The following is a 14,648-nucleotide window of genomic DNA, read 5'->3' as shown; positions in this document are numbered from 1 at the left end:
TCCCCCCCCCCCCCCCCGCGTTTCATCTGGGGCGGGATAGCTCTGTGTGCTAGAGGCTCCTTCTCTCGGGACGGGTATGTCATTGGCAAGATCAATCCGAAAGGATATTGAAGCGTTTTACCTATTCCTCTAAATAGGCCTAAAATGATGCTGCGCGGGTCGAGGCAGTAAGCCTCAGGTGACGACGCCCTGTGGGCTCGCCCGACAGAGCATTTATGCTTCGGGAAGGAGCGTGGCTTTATGGACAGGACGACGATCAAGGATATCGCCAGGGTTGCCGGTGTGTCTCCTGGCGCAGTGTCTTTCGCCCTCAATGACAAGCCGGGCGTTTCCGAGGCTACGAGATCCCGGGTGAAGGCTGTGGCCAAAGATCTGGGATGGCGTCCCAACGTGGCCGCGAGAGCGTTATCGGCCAATCGGGCTGGAGCCGTCGGACTTGTTATAGCGCGCGATGATCGCAGCTTCGCTGGTGAAGGGTTCTTTCTCCACCTTATTGCCGGCATGGAGGAGGTCCTCACTCCCGCACGCACCGCTTTGGTGTTGCAGTTGGTTGCGTCACGTGAGGAGGAATGCGAGGTCCATCGTCAGTGGTGGGCGCAGCGACGGGTTGACGGTGTGGTCCTCGTCGATCCGGCCCGCAACGATCCGCGGTGGCCGCTTATGGCACAGATCAAGATGCCGTGCACGGTTGTTGGCGCTATGAGTGACACGCCGTTGCCTGGTGTGCATATCGATGACGCAGCCGCTGTCAGAAGCATCGCCACTCACTTGGTTGATCAAGGTCATCGTCGTATTGCCCACATCGGTGGTGACCCTGCTCTCGAGCACAGTATGGTTCGGCGACGAGCCTTCGCTCAGGAAGCCGAGAGGCTGAAGGTTGTCGTTATCGAGGCAGCGGCAACAGATTATTCTGAGCAGTCCGGGTTGCGAGAGACCAGCGCGCTGCTGGAGACCGAGGATCGTCCTACCGCGATCGTCTACGACAACGAGGTGCTGACGCTGGGTGGTCTGGCTGCCGTCGCCGAGCGCCGGTTACAGGTTCCCACTGACGTTTCGGTGGTGTCGTTTGAGGACTCTCCGGCATGTCGGGTGATGTCACCAGGAATCACCGCGTTGCGACGAGATCCGTCGGTCCTAGGCCGGGATTGCGTCACCATGCTGATGGGAATCATTAGCGGTGACGATGTCGACAACGTCACTGAGCAACCCCCTGAACTCGTTGTGAGAGGATCCACCAGCCAGGCCCGGTAAGGGATCGACACGATGGTGGTCTCAACCTTTGACCCCACCACCCTCAACTCCGCGGAAGAACACCTTCTGCATGGACGCGAAGACGATAATGATGGGGATGAGGGCGATCACCGTGCCGGCTGCGACCTCGCGCGGATCAGTGGACATCGTCGAGCTGAGGTACTGCATACCGACCGTCAGCGTGTACTTGTCCGGATCGTTGAGGACGACCAGCGGCCACAGAAAGTCGTCCCAAGCCCCGATGAACGAGAACACCGCGACCACGGACGCCATGCCCTTGATGTTGGGCCATACGATGTGGCGAATCTTCGACCACGTGCTCGCCCCGTCAACGGTTGCGGCGTCTAAAACCGATGGCGGGACGGCTCCACAGGCGGTCGCCATGAGCAGGACGTTGATGGCGCCGACGATACCCGGAATGGCCACGCCGGTGAGCGTATTCGCAAGACCCATACCTTTGATGACGAGGTACTGGCTGGTCAGCGTCACTTCGCCCGGCAGCAGGAGAACCGACAGCAGGATGGCCATCACGACTTTCTTGCCGCGGAACTTCATGCAGGTCAGTGCGTAACCGGCCAGCGAGGCTAGCACGACATTGCCGACGACGCAGACTGCGGCGACGATCACTGAATGCCAGGCGTACCGGAATATTGGCACCACATGGGCAACGCGTCGGTACGCGTCAATACTGAATTCCTGCGGGATGAGGTGGGGCGGAAATGAGTAGATGTTTTCATTGACGCCTTTGAGGGAGGTTGAGAGCTGCCACAAGAACGGTCCGATCGAGATGATGACGACGAAGACCAGTAGGAGGTAACGCCCGATGAGCCCGGCCAGGGTGGGGCGGGTCGGGTCAAAAGCGCGTCGGCTGCGCCACGGTTTCTGGGAGGTTGCCCTTGCGGTGCTCATGCCATCGTCTCCTTGGTGGCGTTCTGGATAGCGGCGGTCTGGTGAGTGCGGCTCTGTCCCCGTCTGGTCCGACGTCCTGATTGAAGGTCCTTGTTGTTGGCCCAACCGATGACCGTCAATGGGATGAGTGTGAGGAAGAACAACACCACTGATATGGCCGAGGCATATCCGAGTTGTCCAGACAGTCCGGTTCCGACCTGCTTAATAACCATGACCAGGCTGGAATCCTCCCCGCCTGGGCCACCCGTGCCGTTGGTGAGGACATAGAGCTCGGAGAAGATCCTCATGCCGGACACCGCGCTGAGGGCAATGATGAGGACCATTGCGGGGCGGATGCCGGGAATAGTGACGTTGCGGAATCGCTGGAAGGTGCCCGCACCGTCCAGGGCAGCCGCTTCGTGGAGATCGTGATCGACGTTTCCCAGCGCCGCGAGGTAGACGATCATGTAGTAGCCGAGGCCTTTCCACACCGTAAGCAGGATCGCGCAGCCGAGTAGCTTCCAGCGATCAACGAGAAAGGGGATGGGGCTACTGGTAGCGCCCATCCATTGCAGGGACTGGTTGATGAGGCCGCGTGAATCGAACATCCAACTCCAGATAAGGGCGACCACGACGACCGATGCGATGACGGGGAAATACGCGACTGTGCGGAAAAACGAAATACCTGGGATCTTCTTCTCGACCAGTAGGGCCAGCAGCAGAGGCAAGATCGTCAACAGTGGTATGCAGACGATGACGTAGACGAATGTCGTCCCCATGGCATTCCAGAACATGTCGTCGTGCCACAGTTCGATGTAATTCGCGAAGCCGATGAACTGCCCGCCGACGAGTGGTCGGGTGTTCGTGAAGGACAGGATGATCGTGTTGATGAAGGGGTAGAGGGCGAACACGACGGTCCACACGACTGCCGGAGCCACCAACAACCACGGTGTGTACCAGCGGTGGGAGTTCATGGAGTGCAATCCTTGGGCGAGGTAGGTAGGCGATGTCGACGACGATCCTGCTGGCCCCGCAGCAGGGCGGAGCCAGCAGGAAGATCACTTGGCGAGGTGGTCGTTGCAATACTTGACGGCGGTGTCGAGCGCGTCCTTAGCCGAGGCATCGCCTCGCATTGCCGAGGAGAACTGCTGACCGACATAGGTCTTCATGGCGTCGGTGTAGGCCATGGGCTCACCGATCTTGGCGGTCTTCATCTCGTCGGCAAGGGCTTCGGCAGCTTTCTTCATCTGCGGATCGGAGATGACGGAGGTGAAGGAGTCTGGGTTCTCATTGGCTTCCTTGGTTCCCGGCAGGAAGCCCTGTGCAAGTTTGACGAAATCGACCTGGTTGGCGTTGTTGGTGGCGTACTGGGCGAATGCCAGGGCCAGATTGGGGTTCTTCGAGTCTGCGGAGACGCAGATGCCCTGCACGAACAACGGTGGGACGCCGATGTGTGCGGTCATGGCGACGTGGGGGAGGAGGTTAGGCGCTTTCTTCTTGAGGTCGACGGGGAAGGAGGCCGAGCCAGTGGTCCACGCTACCTTGCCCTGGATAAATAGCTTCGAGTTACCGAGGTAATTGTTCTGCAGCACTTCGGGGGGCATAGCCTTCTTGGCGTAAAGCTCGACATACTTCTGGATGATCCCGACGGCCTGGTCGGTGTTGAAGGTGAATTTTCCGTTTTTGTAGACCTCGACACCTTGGGCGGCAAGATCACCGAGAGTTGGCGCGGTGGAGATGAGGGGCATCGTGCCGTGGGACTTCTCGGCCATCGTGATCGCTTGGGCATAAAGCTCATCAAGCGTGCTTGGTAGTTTCTTGGGATCGAGACCGTACTTTTCGAAAGCTTCGGTGTTCCACCAGTTCAGGTCAGTTCCGAGGTACCACGGGTAGCCGTAGACGCCGTCGTAACCGTCGAAGCTATAGGCGTCAATGCCGCCCTTCGTGTACTTATCGATGGCTGCTGCGTCAGCCTTCTTGAGGTCCATGACCTTGTTAGCTTTGCAAAGCTGCCACGCGAAGTTTGGCGGTATGTTGACCACATCGGGAAGCTGTCCAGCGGTGGCTTGCTGCTGGACTTTTTCCTCATATCCCTCGCCCGGCTGGTCGACCCACTTGATGGTGGTTCCGGGATGCTCCTTTTCAAAGGACTTGACGAGCTTGTCGAAGTAGGGAGTGAACTTCTCGTTCTTGAGGGACCAGGTTTGAAATTGGATGCTGCCCTCGAGTTTGGCGGAGGGATTAATAGATGCCTGACTCGACGACTTGTCATTCGAGCCACTCATGCCACATGCGCTGGCAGCGAGCACGGACGCTAGCGCAGCGGTGCCGCCGAGCAGCTGACGTCGACCGATGGTGAGGTTTCCCATGATCTTGCCTCTTCCCTCAGAAATGGGTCCTAGGATCCAGCACCACCGTTGGTGCCGGTTCTTGCCAAACTAATACGCTTTAGTACAGTATTGCTCGAACCTGAGTCGACCGTCAAGGTGTTCGGGCGGCTAGCACGGTCAGCGTTACTCTGCCTGTGGCGGCGCCCTCGGGTCGGGGGCACGCATGCACCCGCATGGAGAACCTAAGATTTTGGTTCCAGCCGAAGCGACCATGTAGAGTAGTTAGCCGGTCATGACGTCGTCGTGTTCCACTGGTCGAAGGGATCTTTGCGATGAACACCACCCATCGCCACCCCGACGCGTACTCGGGTCTCGTTCTCGAGACTCATTCGTTGCGTCGGCAAGTGGGTCAGATGATCCGGGTTCAACGGACGGTACCCGCTCCAGCGGATCTCGGTGTCGACATGATCGGCGTTCCCGAGGGCTCTCCGCTCGAACTTGATCTCCGCATGGAGTCGGTTGGAGAGGGGGTTCTCGTGACCGGGACCGTCGAGACCACCCTGAAGGGGGAGTGCTCTCGCTGCTTGGATCCCCTCAAGGAGGAACTCCTTCTTGACGTCCAGGAGCTGTACTTCTACCCCGACAAGGAGGCCGAGGAGGATGCCAGTCGGGTCAGTGCCGAGGAGACTATCGACCTTGACCCGGTCGTGCGCGCCGCGGTCGTGTTGAACTGTCCGTTCAGCCCGCTGTGTCGCGATGACTGTGCCGGGCTATGCCCAGACTGTGGCGCCAACCTCAACGATGATCCTGGGCATGACCATCCGGATCGGATCGACCCACGCTGGGCGGCCCTTAAGGGTCTGGTCGGCGAGGATGACTTGGATCGGTCCTGAACGTTCCCCATAGGCAGCCGCCGTGCGCGGGTGCCGCCCCTGAAGCACACCAAGGAGAAGATTGTGGCCGTCCCGAAGCGGAAGATGTCCCGCAGCAACACCCGGCACCGTCGTTCGCAGTGGAAAACGGTTGCCACCAAACTCGTGACCTGCGCCAACCCGGCCTGCGGCGAGAAACACCTGCCTCACACTGCCTGCCCCTCATGCGGCGGATACGGCGCTCGCGGTGACCGCCGTCAGGTTGTCGAGGTCTGAGATCGACGCCGTGCACGCAAGCAGGGACCAGAATATCGGTCGCCCCGACGTTGAGGGTTGGCCTTTCCTTGCCCTTCTCGAGGAGTTGGGAATCCGATGTGATCCCCAGCTCCTCGATCTTGCGCTGACACACCGCTCGTATGCCTTCGAAAACGGTGGGATTCCCACGAATGAGAGGCTGGAGTTTTTAGGTGACGCCATCCTTGAGGTTGGCGTCACGGACTATTTGTACCGAGCGTTCCCAGATAAGCCCGAAGGTCAGCTGGCCAAGTTGAGGTCGGCCGTTGTGAGCACTGTCTCGTTAGGGCAGCTCGCCCGGCAACTCGGCATTGGTCCTCGGATCAAATTGGGCAGAGGAGAGGAACGTACTGGCGGCCACGACAAGACGTCGATCCTCGCCGACACTACCGAGGCACTGTTGGGTGCTGTTGAGGTGTCGTCCGGGCTTCCGGATGCGCTGCGCCTGGTCCACCACCTCTTCGATCCCCTCGTTGACGAGGCAAATCGCTCCGGCGCGGGCACTGACTGGAAGACGGTCTTGCAGGAGTACTGCGCTGAGCATGGCTTTGATGCTCCGCGATATGAGATCGTCGGATCCGGACCAGACCACAATCGTCGCTACTGTGCCAGAGCGAATGTGGACGGGAAGTTGCATGCTGCCTACACCGGCCACAACAAGAAAGAGGCGGAGCAAGGTGCGGCTCGCCTTGCTGTCTGTGCGCTGAAGCCAGACTCTCGCACAGGTGCCTGAGCTCCCTGAGGTTGAGACAGTTCGAGCCGGGCTTGAAAATCTCGTCATTCCGGCTGTCGTCGAGAGCGTCGATGTCGTTGATGCTCGCGGTCTGCGTCCCAGCGGTGAACCAGAGGATGCCGCATTTTTCGAGACGGTCTTGACCGGTCGTCAACTCACTGCCGTGAGCCGTCGAGGTAAGTATCTGTGGTTCGTCCTTGATGATGACACCGCGTTATTGGCTCATCTGGGCATGAGCGGTCATTTCCGTGTCGTTGACCGTCATGCCCCGCAGCATCGCCATACCCGCATTGTCATCGCCCTCGACGAAGGTCGTGACCTGCGCTTCCTCGACCAGCGCACCTTCGGCGGATTGACCCTGACCCCGCTCCTTGACGGTATCCCCGGTCCGGTGACCCATATCGCTCCCGATCCATTTGAGGAGTGCTTCGACGCTGACGAGGTAGCGCGACGGCTGTGCGCACGCAGGTCCACCATTAAGAGGAGTTTGCTCGATCAGACCCTCGTCTCCGGGATCGGCAATATATATGCCGACGAAACTCTTTGGCGGGTCCGCCGTCACCCCGAGACGCCGTGCTCTCGCCTGAGCCAATCCGAAGCGGTGGAATTGTTACAGACGGCCCGCGATGTTATGGCAGAGGCCATGTCTCAGGGCGGTACCTCTTTCGATTCCCTTTATGTCAACGTCAACGGGGAACCGGGGTGGTTTTCCCGCGTTTTGGATGCCTACGGCCGGGAGGATGAGCCCTGCCCCCGATGTGGGACGCCGATCGTACGCGAGTCTTTCATGAACCGGAGCTCGTTCCGGTGCCCGAGGTGTCAGAGACTACGGTGATCCTGGGTGGCCGCATCTGTGAAGTTGAATCGTAAATAGTAGGCGGGGTCTCCGTCCTGCCTGCGGAGTTAGCGATTGAAGTGACTGCGGCTTGCCCAGGAATTGCGCTCGGGACGAGTGACATTTCTGGTGCTCAGGAGACGGCCAGTTTGCGCGTGACGTACTGGTTCAGGCTGAGGTGCTGCTCTGCAGCCTCGATCACGAGTCGCCGATGCAGGTCCTCGCCAAGTCGGAGTTGGAACTTCCCGGAGTAGTGCCGGGTGGACAGGGGTTCGGGCACAGGTTCGTCATTGGCGCGCATGTCGTCGATGACCTCGTCGATGACGATCCGCAGCCCAGTCAGCGCTTCCTCGGGCGTACCGGCCAGCCACGACAGCGAGGGGAACTCGACGCACGTGGCGATGAACTCGGCGTCCTCGGGGGACCAGGTCACGCGGAAGCTGTAGCGTGCGGGGTCGATGATCGTCTGGCTCATCACTGTTCCTTCAACTTCTCGATTGCTTGGAGCACCTGTCGGACTTGGTATGCCTTGGCCTTGCCGTGGTTGTTCTGGATGTTGACCCGCGGGTCGCCGGGCCATGGGGTCTTGAAGACGGCGTGCGAGCCGCCGGTGTTCCTGGCTGCTCCGAAGAACTCCTCGCACACGCGGAACAAGTCGGCATAGTCGATGTTGCGTGGATTGGCTCGCATGGAAGCGAGGATCTTGGCAACGCTTGACATGGCTCAATGGTACTACATGTGGTACCAGAGAGAAGTGACTGGCGTCCTAGAGGCGGGGCTGCTGGAGATAGCTGCTGGCCCGATCCGATGTTCGCGTCGCCGAACAAGAGAAGGTAAGACTCGTTTGACGTATCAACGTGCATTGCTGATGTAGTTGGGCTACCTGATCGGTCGCTTGATGCCTATGGGGCGAGAGGATAAGCCTTGTAAGCGTTGTGGCACCCCGATGGTGCGCGAGCACTTCACTAACCGGAGCTCGTACCGGTGTCTGAGATGCCGGCGATTGCGCCTTTCTGGACGCATCAGCCCCGCTCTCAATCGGATATGGCCGAGAGGACGTGGCCCGTGTTTTCAGGTGTCTCAGTATCGGGTCTATTATATCGGGAGTGATTACTGAGTCGACGACACCTGCGGGGAGACGCATCAAGAAGCGTCACTTGATTGAATTCATCAAGTTCGGGGTCGTCGGTGGATCTGGGTTTCTGGTCAACATCATCGTCGCCATCATCATGAATAAGGCGAACGGCGGTACTGAGCATGCCCAGGACATCCTGTTTAACTTTGCGGGTACCGAGTGGAATTTCCGCTTCACTAGTCTGGTGTGGCTAGTCGGTTTCGTGGTGGCCAACATTACGAACTTCCAACTCAACCGTTCTTGGACGTTCAAGCGGGAGTACCGGCGAGGATGGTGGCGTGAATTCTGGCCTTTCTTTGCCGTGGGATCGGTAGCCGCCATCATCGGTATGTTTATCAAGATCTTCTTTACTAACCCGACCTCTCCGATTTACCTGCCCGAGCCGTGGTTTAACGAGGGGAGGGGGATCCAGTCACGCGAGTACTGGTCCCAGATCTTCGCCATCGTCGTGACAATGCCTATCAACTTCGTCGTCAATAAGTTGTGGACCTTCCGAACGGTGAAGCACTCCGGAGAGCGTCCGGTGGCTGCCTGTGCGGTGACTCCCGAAAGTCTTGATGACGACAAGGTAGCCGAGTCGCGCTAGGGAGCGCGGCATCTCGGGTACTCTGCATTTGCGTACCCTGACGGAAAGGTCGTTCTCGGATGGTCATCTTCATCATTGCGATGGTCCTGATTCTCGCGGTCGCCCTGGGCGTCTGCGCTGTGGTGATGTTGGGGCTACGCCATCCTGGTGCCGATCCCGATGCCAGCTTTTGGCGTCACACCGCGACCCGTGTTGGGGAAGATCTCAGCGGTGTTCGACGTCGCTGAGGCGAATCATCCTCGTGGTTTTGTGAGCTGACCGACTAATATCGGCGAACGTGAACCCCATAATCCTGATCTGGATCATCTTCGGCATACTTATCCTGGTGACGGTGGTTGCCGCCGTCACTGCTGGGATTTCGCGGCGTAAGGCTCTGCGTGAGGGGTCTAAGCCTGCCCAAGTGCCCCCGGCTCCCACGGAAGGTGGGAAAGCAGCTCCCGAAGTGGAGTCTGAGGCCGGTGGCGCGACTGCTGTGGAGCACCCGGAGCCAGAAACATCGCAGATCGCCGGACCAGCGGTCGAGACGCCCGAGGCGCCAGGGTCACGGATGGCCCGACTGCGTCGCCGGTTGGCCAACAGCAACAACGCACTTGCTCGTGGCCTGGCCGAGTTGCTGAGCGCTGACAAGCTCGACGATGAGGCCTGGGACGACTTCGAGACCACCCTCATTACCTCCGACCTGGGCGTTGGTCCGACGACGGAACTCGTCGAGAAACTGCGTTCGGAGTTGGCTATTGATGGTATCTCTGACCCGGCTCATGCCCGCGAGGTCCTGCACCGTGAGCTGGTCGATCTTGTCGGACCGGACACGGATCGGTCTATTAACCTAGATCACCCGGAAGGCAAACCGTCCGTCGTCCTCATGGTGGGGGTCAATGGCACGGGTAAAACGACTACCTGCGGCAAACTGGCGCGTGTCTTTGTTGCCGAGGGAAAGACGGTCCTCCTTGGCGCAGCAGATACGTTCCGTGCCGCTGCTGGCGAGCAGTTGGAGACATGGGGAGAGCGCGTTGGTGTGCGCACCATCCACAAGGACGAAGGCGCTGATCCTGCCTCCGTTGCTTACGAGGCCGTTCAGGCTGGCATCGATGAGGGTGTTGACGTCGTGCTCGTTGATACTGCTGGCCGGCTTCACACCAAGGCTGGCCTCATGGACGAGCTGGGCAAGGTCAAGCGCGTCATCGAGAAGCTGGCACCGGTGAGCGAAGTGTTACTTGTCCTGGACGCCACCACGGGGCAGAATGGTTTGGCCCAGGCTCGCATCTTCTCGGAGGTCGTCGACGTGACTGGCATCGTGTTGTCAAAGCTTGACGGCTCCGCGAAAGGTGGGATCGTTGTTCAGGTGCAGCGTGAGCTAGGAGTGCCGGTCAAGCTTATCGGTCTTGGCGAGGGCGCTGACGACCTGGCCCCCTTTGATGCTGATGACTTTGTTACCGGTCTCATGGGTGACGATCCTGCCGAGCACTGAGGTCCGATAAGTGACAGATATCACGTGGTGTGCCCCGACCTGTGGGGTCATGATGGTTAGTATTCTCAGCCACAAGCTGTGTGTAACGGTGCTTGTTGCGGCCTTCGCTTTACCTCTAGCTTTCGTCACCTGGCGAACGGTTATGAGTACGGGAAGCTGGTGGCGCAAGATCCTGCGCGGTCTCGGCCATCTCGTGGTGATTCTGCTCGCGCAGGCCTTACTGATCACCGGCGTATTTCTTTACACCAACCGCGAATATGGGTTTTTCACGTCGTGGTCTGACCTGTTGGGAGAGGTTCAACCAGAGGGGCCAGTTCATGATCTGGTGCCGATCCGACGCACGAGGGTCAAGGATATTCCGATCAGTAAGTCCAATCCCCATCCCGACGGGCAGGTGACGGGCATGACGATGCCCGGTGCCGATGCCCAATATGCGTACGTTCAGGTCTGGCTTCCGCCCCAGTACTTTGAAAAATCTGAACATGGCACCCGATTCCCGGTGCTGTTTTACATCGGGGGCGTCAATGACACCGGCGCGCATGACAACCAGTCGATCAACCTGATAGATCCAGCAACCGAGCTCATCAAGGGCAGGAAGGTTAATCCCTTCGTCATCGTGTTTTTGCCAGGCAGGATCCGCAATGGCATTGACAGTGAGTGCGTTGACGTTGGCCCGTACAAGCACGAATCGTGGATTATGAAGACTGTCATCCCGCAGATCGAGTCGCACTACCGGGTCGGTCACGAGCGCGGGTCGCGGTTCATCAGTGGGTGGAGCACCGGTGGCTACTGCGCTGCCAATCTGTCGACCAAATACCCCAGAACTTTCAATGCCGGGTTCTCTTTGGGCGGGTACTACCATCCGATGTTTGAGAATCCGCGCATCGCGAGCATGGCCCGACCCTTCACAGCCAAGAACTCGGTGGTGCGTAGGGTTCAGGAGCGCAAGGTTGAGCGCACCGTGCGGTTTCTGTCCGTGCTCAATCCCAACGATTTACAGAGCTGGGGGCCTGGTCGTGAACCGGTGGTCTCCAACGGGCAGGTCGGCCCGGACGGCGGTCAATTTTACCATGTCGCTAAAGGCATGAAGCAGTTCGCGTTTATCATGCTTCCGGGTGGCGGACACCGCGTCAGTGTGTACGCACCGTATGCCGAGCAGTCCCTGCAATGGCTTGGCCAGTTCGGGCTGTGATTACTGCTGGGCGTCATTATCGAGGCCGGGACGGTAGTCTGTCCCGGTAAGGAACTAGCGCGCTGAAGGACAACCGTGTTCGACACTCTCCAAGACCGCCTCGCATCAACCTTCAAAGGATTGCGTGGTAAGGGGCGTCTCACCGATGCCGATATCGATGCCACGACTCGCCAGATTCGTATCGCCCTGCTTGAGGCCGACGTCAACTTATCGGTCGTCAAGGAATTCGTGGCGGCTGTTAAAGAGCGTTGTCACGGCGAGGAGCTCTCCAAAGCGCTCAATCCGACTCAACAGATCGTCAAGATTGTCAACGAGGAACTGGTCGAGATCCTCGGTGGACAGACCCGCACGGTTCGGTTTGCGAAGACTCCTCCGACGGTCGTCATGCTTGCCGGCCTCCAAGGTGCCGGCAAGACGACCTTGGCAGGTAAATTGGCGCGGTGGTTCAAGGAAGAGGGCCATTCTCCGCTGTTGGCCGCCTGTGACCTTCAGCGCCCCAATGCCGTCACTCAGCTACAGGTGGTCGGTGAGCGTGCCGGGGTGCATGTCTTCGCCCCTGAGCCTGGCAACGGAGTTGGGGATCCCATCCAGGTAGCCCGCAATGCCGTCGCACAGGCCGAGCACAAGCTCTACGACGTCGTCATTATTGATACCGCTGGTCGTCTGGGCGTCGACGCCGAGATGATGGCTCAAGCGGCTGACATCAAGGCTGCTACCGACCCAGATGAGACCCTCTTCGTCGTTGACGCCATGATTGGTCAGGATGCGGTCAACACCGCGGTGGCTTTCCAAGAGGGAGTCGGATTCGACGGCGTCGTCTTGACTAAACTTGACGGCGATGCTCGTGGCGGCGCAGCTCTGTCCATTGCTCGCGTAGTGGGCAAGCCGATCATGTTTGCCTCCTCCGGTGAGGGTCTTAAGGACTTCGACGTTTTCCATCCTGACCGGATGGCCTCGCGCATCCTCGATATGGGCGACATGCTCACCCTTATCGAGCAGGCCGAAAAAGCTTTCGATCAGGAGCAGTCTCAGGCGGCTGCGGCTAAGCTCATGGCCGGCAAGGGGGAGTTCGGTCTCGATGACTTCCTTGGTCTCATGCGGCAGATGCGTCGTATGGGCCCGATGTCCAAGATCATGGGCATGCTCCCTGGTGTCGGCCAGATGAAGGACCAGGTTGAGAACATCGACGAGCGCGAGATTGACCGCATTGAGGCCATCATCTGTGCGATGACTCCGGCCGAGCGTGCCGACGTGTCGATCCTCAACGGGTCGCGTCGTGCCCGTATTGCTAACGGGTCTGGCGTTGAGGTTCGTGACGTCAACAACCTGGTCAATCGCTTTGTTGACGCTCGGAAGATGATGAGCCAGATGGGCCAGATGATGGGTCCTGGTGCTGGGCGCATGATGGGATCGATGGCTAAACGTGCTTCCAAGCAGTCGAAGAAGAAGCAGAAGAACCGTAAAGGCTCTGGTAATCCCGCCAAGCGTGCTGCCCAGGCTCGTCAAGGCGCAAAGAAGCCGCAGCACAACAGCGGTGAAGCGTTCGGGCTGCAGGGTCAGCAACAACCTAGCCAGGAAGACTTGCAGAAGGCAATGAGTGAATTCCAGATGCCGCCGTCAATGCAACAGATGTTCAACCAAACGAACAAGGGGCCCCGCTGAGTCTGCGTCGGCAATGTGTCACGAGGTCGAGGGTTTGACGTCACGTCTGCCTCGACCTCGTGACACGATGGGGCCATGACCGAGGACACCCAGCCGCTGTTCCACACCCACACCCACGACGGATGGACTCATACCCATGTGGCCCCTGAAGCCCAAACCGCTCCTGCTGAGGATCTGCGTATCCGGGGTGTTGTGCTACCCGACGGGGAAGAGCGTGAACTGTGGGTTCACGATGGAGTCCTGGTAGAAGGGCCGCTGCCAGGCGCTCGAACCTTGGCTGACGGCTGTTGGATCATTCCCGGTTTGGTTGACGCCCATAACCATATTGGTTTGGATGCTCACGGCGCCGTTGATGGGGAGACCGCCGAGGAGCAGGCCCGGACCGAGACGAAGACGGGCACTCTTCTCATCCGCGATGCTGGGTCTCCCAGCGACACCCACTGGATCGACGATCGCGACGACCTTCCGCGAGTCATTCGTGCCGGACGCCACATCGCCCGTCCTAAGCGCTACATCCGTAACTACGCAGCCGAGGTGGATCCGGAAGAACTCGTCACCGAGGTCGATCGTCAGGCCCGATCTGGTGACGGCTGGGTCAAGCTCGTCGGCGACTGGATTGACCGCGGTGAGGGGGATCTCGCTCCGCTGTGGCCCGCAGATATCGCCCAAGCTGCCATAGCTCGTGCTCATGAGCTTGGTGCTCGCGTCACTGCGCACTGCTTTTCCGAAGAAGCCCCTGCGCAGCTCGTGGACGCCGGCATCGACTGTATCGAGCACGGCACCGGGCTCACCGACGAGACGATCGCCACTATGGCTGAGCGCGGGGTCGGACTCGTCCCGACCTTGATCAACATTGAGACCTTTCCGTCCATCGCCGCTCAAGCGGACGGCAAGTTCCCGAAATATGCCGCTCACATGCGTCACCTCCATGCTCACCGTCGTGAAACGATTGCCAAGGCCTGGGATGCCGGAGTGCCGATTTATGCCGGAACCGACGCCGGCGGCACCATCAAGCACGGCCTCATTGCCTCCGAGGTTCGGTTGTTGGCCGCCGTCGGGGGAGCGGAGATGGCGTTAGGTGCGGCGTCCTGGCGGGCTCGTGCGTGGTTGGGCGGTGAGCAGCTGGGTATTGGCGACTCCGCGGACCTCCTCGTCCTTGACCGTGACCCGAGGATCGACGTGGGGGTGCTGGAATCTCCCAGCTACATCCTGCTGAGGGGACGAGTGGTTATCAGGTGAGATTCGTCCCGGCTCGCGTCAATCTGCCTACCTGTGGCATACTCTCGAGAGCTTCTGTCCGTTCGGTGCCCTCTCTTATCGGCGGATGGTTCCACCCGAGTTCGGGGGCGATGTCCCCACGTCGTATCCGTGCTCACCCGCAACTTCCCGGGTTTCGTCCCGG

At 59.5% G+C, this 14,648-nt stretch carries 15 protein-coding genes and 1 pseudogene; 11 read left to right on the top strand and 5 right to left on the bottom strand.

What is annotated here, in order from left to right; genetic code table 11:
• The first annotated feature begins 240 nt into the window (after positions 1-240).
• On the top strand, positions 241-1,251 hold the full coding sequence (locus A5483_RS06965) for a LacI family DNA-binding transcriptional regulator (RefSeq protein WP_063811370.1): 1,011 nt from the start codon (positions 241-243) through the stop codon (positions 1,249-1,251).
• A gap of 21 nt (positions 1,252-1,272) precedes the next feature.
• On the opposite strand, the gene A5483_RS06960 is transcribed toward A5483_RS06965, so the two are convergent.
• From A5483_RS06960 to A5483_RS06950, 3 genes are all read right to left on the bottom strand, one after another.
• Positions 1,273-2,160 (bottom strand): carbohydrate ABC transporter permease, encoded by an 888-nt coding sequence (locus A5483_RS06960; RefSeq protein ID WP_063811369.1) that lies wholly within the window; start codon positions 2,158-2,160, stop codon positions 1,273-1,275.
• Positions 2,157-3,113 carry a carbohydrate ABC transporter permease gene (locus A5483_RS06955; RefSeq protein WP_063811368.1) on the bottom strand — a complete coding sequence of 319 codons (957 nt, stop codon included), beginning with the start codon at positions 3,111-3,113 and terminating at the stop codon, positions 2,157-2,159. The genes A5483_RS06960 and A5483_RS06955 overlap by 4 nt, the downstream gene beginning before the upstream one ends.
• 84 nt (positions 3,114-3,197) lie before the next feature.
• Entirely contained in the window at positions 3,198-4,508 is a 1,311-nt protein-coding gene (locus tag A5483_RS06950) for an ABC transporter substrate-binding protein (RefSeq protein ID WP_002548267.1), read from the bottom strand.
• Positions 4,509-4,801: 293 nt separating this feature from the next.
• On the opposite strand from A5483_RS06950, the gene A5483_RS06945 reads away from it, so the two are divergent.
• From A5483_RS06945 to mutM, 4 genes are all read left to right on the top strand, one after another.
• Complete coding sequence (locus A5483_RS06945) at positions 4,802-5,362, top strand: YceD family protein (RefSeq protein WP_063811367.1); 561 nt, start codon at positions 4,802-4,804, stop codon at positions 5,360-5,362.
• 63 nt (positions 5,363-5,425) lie between these two features.
• On the top strand, positions 5,426-5,617 hold the full coding sequence (gene rpmF / locus A5483_RS06940) for a 50S ribosomal protein L32 (protein WP_002548322.1): 192 nt from the start codon (positions 5,426-5,428) through the stop codon (positions 5,615-5,617).
• 10 nt (positions 5,618-5,627) lie between these two features.
• Complete coding sequence (gene rnc, locus A5483_RS06935; protein WP_002548345.1) at positions 5,628-6,368, top strand: ribonuclease III; 741 nt, start codon at positions 5,628-5,630, stop codon at positions 6,366-6,368.
• Positions 6,361-7,203, top strand: a complete 843-nt coding sequence (gene mutM / locus A5483_RS06930; protein ID WP_063811366.1) for a bifunctional DNA-formamidopyrimidine glycosylase/DNA-(apurinic or apyrimidinic site) lyase — start codon at positions 6,361-6,363, stop codon at positions 7,201-7,203. The genes rnc and mutM overlap by 8 nt, the downstream gene beginning before the upstream one ends.
• A gap of 133 nt (positions 7,204-7,336) precedes the next feature.
• Here mutM and A5483_RS06925 read toward each other — a convergent pair whose 3' ends face one another.
• On the bottom strand, positions 7,337-7,678 hold the full coding sequence (locus A5483_RS06925; protein ID WP_063811365.1) for a type II toxin-antitoxin system HicB family antitoxin: 342 nt from the start codon (positions 7,676-7,678) through the stop codon (positions 7,337-7,339).
• A pseudogene (locus A5483_RS06920) lies at positions 7,678-7,865 on the bottom strand (toxin-antitoxin system, toxin protein, HicA family). The gene A5483_RS06925 and the pseudogene A5483_RS06920 overlap by 1 nt, the downstream one beginning before the upstream one ends.
• A gap of 444 nt (positions 7,866-8,309) precedes the next feature.
• Here A5483_RS06920 and A5483_RS06910 point away from each other — a divergent pair.
• From A5483_RS06910 to A5483_RS06885, 6 genes are all read left to right on the top strand, one after another.
• The gene (locus A5483_RS06910; RefSeq protein ID WP_193790455.1) at positions 8,310-8,924 is read left to right on the top strand and encodes a GtrA family protein; all 615 of its coding nucleotides are present in this window, start codon (positions 8,310-8,312) and stop codon (positions 8,922-8,924) included.
• Between the two features lie 59 nt (positions 8,925-8,983).
• The gene (locus A5483_RS12125; RefSeq protein ID WP_002548340.1) at positions 8,984-9,151 is read left to right on the top strand and encodes a hypothetical protein; all 168 of its coding nucleotides are present in this window, start codon (positions 8,984-8,986) and stop codon (positions 9,149-9,151) included.
• 50 nt (positions 9,152-9,201) lie between these two features.
• Entirely contained in the window at positions 9,202-10,392 is a 1,191-nt protein-coding gene (ftsY, locus tag A5483_RS06900) for a signal recognition particle-docking protein FtsY (protein WP_063811364.1), read from the top strand.
• 49 nt (positions 10,393-10,441) lie between these two features.
• Positions 10,442-11,584: an alpha/beta hydrolase gene (locus A5483_RS06895; protein ID WP_063811372.1), complete on the top strand. Its 1,143-nt coding sequence runs from the start codon at positions 10,442-10,444 to the stop codon at positions 11,582-11,584.
• A gap of 75 nt (positions 11,585-11,659) precedes the next feature.
• Positions 11,660-13,246 carry a signal recognition particle protein gene (gene ffh, locus A5483_RS06890; protein WP_002548238.1) on the top strand — a complete coding sequence of 529 codons (1,587 nt, stop codon included), beginning with the start codon at positions 11,660-11,662 and terminating at the stop codon, positions 13,244-13,246.
• Between the two features lie 75 nt (positions 13,247-13,321).
• Positions 13,322-14,485 (top strand): amidohydrolase family protein, encoded by a 1,164-nt coding sequence (locus A5483_RS06885; protein WP_002548356.1) that lies wholly within the window; start codon positions 13,322-13,324, stop codon positions 14,483-14,485.
• The last annotated feature ends 163 nt before the right edge of the window (positions 14,486-14,648 follow it).

Source organism: Cutibacterium namnetense, from assembly GCF_001642025.1.
In the GTDB taxonomy this organism is placed as follows: Bacteria; Actinomycetota; Actinomycetes; order Propionibacteriales; family Propionibacteriaceae; genus Cutibacterium; species Cutibacterium namnetense.
This window is presented reverse-complemented; position numbering and strand designations above follow the sequence as displayed.

Bases quoted from the DNA above. Each gene is read 5' to 3' on its own strand.
- A5483_RS06925 (WP_063811365.1), bottom strand. From the start codon at position 7,678: ATGAGCCAGACGATCATCGACCCCGCACGCTACAGCTTCCGCGTGACC.
- A5483_RS06955 (WP_063811368.1), bottom strand. From the start codon at position 3,113: ATGAACTCCCACCGCTGGTACACACCGTGGTTGTTGGTGGCTCCGGCA.
- A5483_RS06950 (WP_002548267.1), bottom strand. From the start codon at position 4,508: ATGGGAAACCTCACCATCGGTCGACGTCAGCTGCTCGGCGGCACCGCT.
- A5483_RS06885 (WP_002548356.1), top strand. From the start codon at position 13,322: ATGACCGAGGACACCCAGCCGCTGTTCCACACCCACACCCACGACGGA.
- A5483_RS06945 (WP_063811367.1), top strand. From the start codon at position 4,802: ATGAACACCACCCATCGCCACCCCGACGCGTACTCGGGTCTCGTTCTC.
- A5483_RS06895 (WP_063811372.1), top strand. From the start codon at position 10,442: ATGATGGTTAGTATTCTCAGCCACAAGCTGTGTGTAACGGTGCTTGTT.
- A5483_RS12125 (WP_002548340.1), top strand. From the start codon at position 8,984: ATGGTCATCTTCATCATTGCGATGGTCCTGATTCTCGCGGTCGCCCTG.
- A5483_RS06965 (WP_063811370.1), top strand. From the start codon at position 241: ATGGACAGGACGACGATCAAGGATATCGCCAGGGTTGCCGGTGTGTCT.
- A5483_RS06960 (WP_063811369.1), bottom strand. From the start codon at position 2,160: ATGAGCACCGCAAGGGCAACCTCCCAGAAACCGTGGCGCAGCCGACGC.